The organism is Duganella sp. Root198D2 (genome assembly GCF_001428585.1).
In the GTDB taxonomy this organism is placed as follows: Bacteria; Pseudomonadota; Gammaproteobacteria; order Burkholderiales; family Burkholderiaceae_D; genus Rugamonas.
This window is the reverse complement of sequence record NZ_LMIC01000019.1, coordinates 61528-65937: the sequence shown is the minus strand read 5'-3', so window position 1 is coordinate 65937 and position 4410 is coordinate 61528. Positions and strand designations below refer to the sequence as shown.

General features: G+C 58.0%; 3 protein-coding genes and 1 tRNA gene. 2 read left to right on the top strand and 2 right to left on the bottom strand.

The genetic code is table 11. The features are described from left to right. Positions 1–78: 78 nt before the first annotated feature. A complete protein-coding gene (locus tag ASE26_RS17215) occupies positions 79–2676 on the bottom strand; it encodes a type VI secretion system Vgr family protein (RefSeq protein WP_082591393.1) in 2598 nt (865 codons plus the stop codon). A gap of 386 nt (positions 2677–3062) precedes the next feature. Between ASE26_RS17215 and ASE26_RS17210 the strand changes: the two genes are divergently transcribed. Continuing rightward, entirely contained in the window at positions 3063–3356 is a 294-nt protein-coding gene (locus tag ASE26_RS17210) for a hypothetical protein (RefSeq protein ID WP_055927014.1), read from the top strand. 214 nt (positions 3357–3570) lie between these two features. Here the strand turns inward: ASE26_RS17210 and ASE26_RS17205 are convergent. After that, positions 3571–3646: transfer RNA gene (locus ASE26_RS17205), tRNA-Arg, on the bottom strand. A 153-nt stretch (positions 3647–3799) separates the two neighbouring features. Here ASE26_RS17205 and ASE26_RS17200 point away from each other — a divergent pair. Beyond that, positions 3800–4339 carry a cytochrome c5 family protein gene (locus ASE26_RS17200; RefSeq protein WP_055927016.1) on the top strand — a complete coding sequence of 180 codons (540 nt, stop codon included), beginning with the start codon at positions 3800–3802 and terminating at the stop codon, positions 4337–4339. The last annotated feature ends 71 nt before the right edge of the window (positions 4340–4410 follow it).

Sequence of the window (4410 nt, the reverse complement as noted above, 5' to 3'; positions counted from 1 at the left end):
AAACACGCTGAACAGCGAAACGGAGGCGGAACCACTGACACTGAAACAAGCAGCTTGAATTATCAAATTAGGCGACAACTAGCTTGAAAATTTCCGGAATTTCTCATCCGACTGAACTTTGCTCTTTGGTAGATCCAATGCCTGCGGGCTGGCGTCGCCGGCCCCGCTATGCGCGAACGTGGCCGACTTGACCGTGTAGGCGCCGCTTACCTGGTGGGTGATCGCGCCACCGCCGTAACTCGTCTGGGCGCCTTGGCTTACGATGCGGACTTTCGGCGCCTGGATGACGATTTCGTCCGATGCGGACAGCACGATGCGCTTCGCGGACGTGAGCTCGATGTCATCCTGGTGCGTTTGCATGTCGATCTTGCCTTCGGCGGCAACCAGCTTCATGCCCAGCTTGTGCGCGAAGAGGCTCATGCTTTGCGCCGCGCGCATCAGCAAGCTGCGTCCCGCCGACAACTGCGTGTTGCCAACGCTGACGACGTCCACATGCGTCTGCGCGCCGATGACGATATTGTCGGAGCTGCCCAGGATCGCGCCAGCGGGAGCATTCACCGCGACGATCGGCTGGCCGCCAGCCGGGTTACCTTTGCCGCCGTCGGTATTGCTGCCCTTTTCCCATTGCTTCAAATGGCCGATCAACTGCGACAGCGGCTTGCCGTCGCCATCTTCCGCATGGTGGGTGCCCGCCAGTTCGGCCAGTTGCTTCTGGATGCTTTCCAAGGCGTCGGCCAGACCGGTCAGGCCGTCACGCTCCAATTGGCGGCCCGCCGCGCGCAATTGCGCATCGGCGCTGATGTAAACGCCCTCTGCGCCCTTGATTGCCACGGCGTGATCGCTGCGCAACTCGGCACCTTCGCCGCGCGGGCTGCCTTTGCCGTCGAAGCGCGGATCGGTCAGGTAGCCGAGATTCAGCTCACTGTGCCCATGTTCGCTTGCCAGCTGGGCGCTGATCTCGCCAGGCGTATCGTCCACACGCAACTGGTTGTAGCGTGCGCCTTGCACTTCCTTGCTCTTGATGCCAGAGAGGTAGCGGTTACCGGGCAACCCACCGGCATGACTGAACGTTGGCGGCGGCGTGGTGCCGCCATGCACGCGGCCAGTGATGATCGGCTTGTCCGGATCACCGCCAAGGAAAGTGACGATACATTCGTCGCCGGCTCGCGGCAGCGAGATCGCGCCCCATTGGCGGCTGGCCCAGGTGCCGGCAATGCGCACCCAGGCCGAGTCGCGTTCACTGCCGGATGCCCCGGCGCCATTGGGGTGGTCTTCCGGACGGCAGGCCGGGAAGCGGATTTTTACCCGGCCAAGGTCGTCGCAATGGACTTCCTCGCCGGGCGGCCCGTCCACGATCACGCTTTGCGCTTCTGTACGCGGCAAGTCGATGCGCGGATCGTAGGCCGGCACGATGGCTATGTCGCGCCGTACGCAACTGAATTGATTGGTGTAGCGCACACCGCGTTCTTCGCTTGCCTGCACCAGCGCGGAATCCAGGCCGCCACCGTGCCAGCGATTCAAGGAGAACAGGCGGCGCGCCTTGTCATTCAAGGCTTTAGGCAGGTTGTTTTCCGCATCGACATGCAGTTCAGTGATCACGAACTCGCGTTTTTCCGGCGGGTGGGCGTCAATTGCGGCATGCCCGCTCACGCCAATCCATTGGCCGATGCAAAGGTCACGCACGCCGCTCTCGCCGCGATAGCACTTCGATTCATACTCATGACGCAGCATTCGCAGCGTGCCAAGGTCCCGGTAGTCCGAACTGCTATCGCCAGCATGCGGCACGTCGACCAGGTAGTCTTCCAGCGTTGCTGCGAGCTGGTTGCCCCACTCGCCCTGGTCGTTGCGGCCGGTTTCGTCGCTGCCCGACATCTGGGCGTTGGCATAGTCCCAGCTTTGGCGGCTGGTCTTGCCTGGGCTAAGCGTGCGCACGGCGTGCCAGGCGGTGATGCTGTCGCGGGTTTCGGTGCCGTCGTCGCGATGATAACGGACCGTCCCGGCGGCGCTCTGCTGCAGCGAGGTTACGTCATCAAACAGCATTAACGTGTGCACCGGCACACTGTCGTCGTTACCCTCGCTTGATTTGCCCGGCCGAATGAACCACGCGATGCCGCGCCGCTTCCACAAGCGGCGCAGGAACTGGGCGTCCGACTCGTTGTATTGCATCGTGAATTCACGCTGAGGATAGCTGCGCAGCTTGCCAAGGTCGAATTCAAAGGCGCGCGCCATCATCGGGGTGCGCTGGCACCATTCGCTCAAAATGGTTTGGGTGATGTCGATCTCGCTGGCGTTGCGGAAGACGCGCGTGTTCGTGCGCAGTTCCATGATTGCCAGGGCGTCGCGGATGACCAGCTGGTACGTCGCCAGGCCGCCGTCGCTTTGCCCTTCTATGGCTTCGGCGACGATGCCGCATACGGAACGCAGATCTCCGGTATCGGTCACAAACTGCACTTCAGCGGGTACGGCGATGAACTGCTTGGTCGGCAGGCCGGCGCTCTTCGACACGCACAACAGGCGGTATTCGATGCCGCCGCAGATAGTTTCCGTTCCGCTGACGTGCTTGACCAGCAGAAGGTCATCCTGCGCGTCGGACAGGCGCAGGCGTATCGGCCGGTTGGTGCCTGCCAAACTTCCGATTGGCAGCAATCCGGCCAGCGAATCAGACAAGCCATTCATTTTCATGCTGCATAGTCCTTGCGATTTGCCGGCCCCTGCGATGGCGGGCGGACATACAAAAATAGCAACAGATTATAAATGGACTATTGTTGTGCCAATGCGCAACGTTCAATCGTGCGCACCAACTTTTAGATCGCTAGCGGTGACGCTTGGTTTGGCAAACGACGTGCGCCGTCCACAAGTTCGCCTTCATAGGCAACCAGCCGCCAGCCAAGGGATACTCTCATCGAGAATGTCGAAAAATGAAGCAAAAACGCGGTAATGCCTGGCGAAGGCGAGTACCGCTCAAACGATAATTTTTGAATTATTCTGTGTTCGTTTGCACGCTGGATTGCTCGCGCCGATTTCGACTGCGTCTTCGCCAATCCTGGCTGAAAGTTTCCAGAATGATTCAGTTTTATTGTGTCCAGTTGCTTGGAGAGCCATTCCTTCTCGATGGAGAAGAATTCGGCTTTTATCGGAATGAATACGTTCTGGCGCTGTCGGAAGAGCGCGCCATTGATGTCGCGAAGATTAAGACAATGAAACGGCTTGAATCCGTAATGCCGCAGTTTATCGATGGGCAGCCTTTCGTCCTGAAGGTGGAGAGTATCAAAACAGGCATGCAGCCATGGAGACTACTCCGCAACGAAGGGTTTCTGTTCTTCCCCGCAAACGATCAAGATGAAATCGCTTCCTGAATCAGGAAAACGTCGAGCGCTGCCGGATGGGGCCACATTGTTACCCAGACGTTGATTATCGTTGTGCTCGCCGACTGGCTTTTTCATGATCTGTTCGCGTGAATCTAGACACGTCATCCGGCACAGAACACAAAGTGCGCCGTGAAAGCATAATCCCGCCAATCGGCGAAGTTATGGTTCCAGGCACAAAATCAATTGAGTTTCTTGGGGAAAGTGGTGCGGCTGGCGGGGATCGAACCCACGACCCTCGGCTTCGGAGGCCGATACTCTATCCACTGAGCTACAGCCGCAGGTGATACTGAAGAGACACGAAGGATAGCCGGAAATCCATTCCATAGCTAGGGGTTTCCGTCTATAATCGCAGGTTTGACGAGGGCGAGGCATCAAAAATGCCAAAAAAATAACCCTCACGCAGCTTTTTGAAAAACCGTCCTAAGGAAATCATGAGCCACGAATCCGCAATCAGAACGCCTAAGCAGCTGGTCGCTGCAGTTGTAGGTTTCTTCGCTGTTACCATCATTGGCATCGTTTTGCTGGTGCAGTTTGTGACCCAGGAAAAACTGACTGGCGCGGGTTCGGAAAGCCAAAGTGCTGAAGCTGTTGCGGCTCGCCTGAAGCCTGTTGCGGATAACGGCTTTACCCTGAAAGACGCTAACGCTCCTAAAGTACTGCAGACTGGCGAAGCTGTTTATACCGCGACTTGCGCGGCATGCCACGGCTCTGGCGCTGCTGGTGCTCCTAAGGTTGGCGATAACGGCGCCTGGGGTGCTCGTATTGCGCAGGGTTATGACACTGTTGTGAAGCACGCTATCGAAGGTCTGCGCGCGATGCCTGCCAAGGGTGGCAATCCGGATCTGGATGATGTGGAAGTGGCGCGTGCTGTTGTGTTCATGGCCAATAAGTCGGGTGGCAAGTTCAAGGAGCCTGAGGTTAAGCAGGCTGCTCCGGCTGCTGAAGCGCCGGCTGCGGAGCCTAAGGGCTGATCTTTTCACCGCGTATAAAAAAACCGCTCGATTGGAGCGGTTTTTTTTTTGCCTTTTTTAAAACCGGTAAA

Bases quoted from the DNA above. Each gene is read 5' to 3' on its own strand.
- ASE26_RS17200 (WP_055927016.1), top strand. From the start codon at position 3,800: ATGAGCCACGAATCCGCAATCAGAACGCCTAAGCAGCTGGTCGCTGCA.
- ASE26_RS17210 (WP_055927014.1), top strand. From the start codon at position 3,063: ATGATTCAGTTTTATTGTGTCCAGTTGCTTGGAGAGCCATTCCTTCTC.
- ASE26_RS17215 (WP_082591393.1), bottom strand. From the start codon at position 2,676: ATGAATGGCTTGTCTGATTCGCTGGCCGGATTGCTGCCAATCGGAAGT.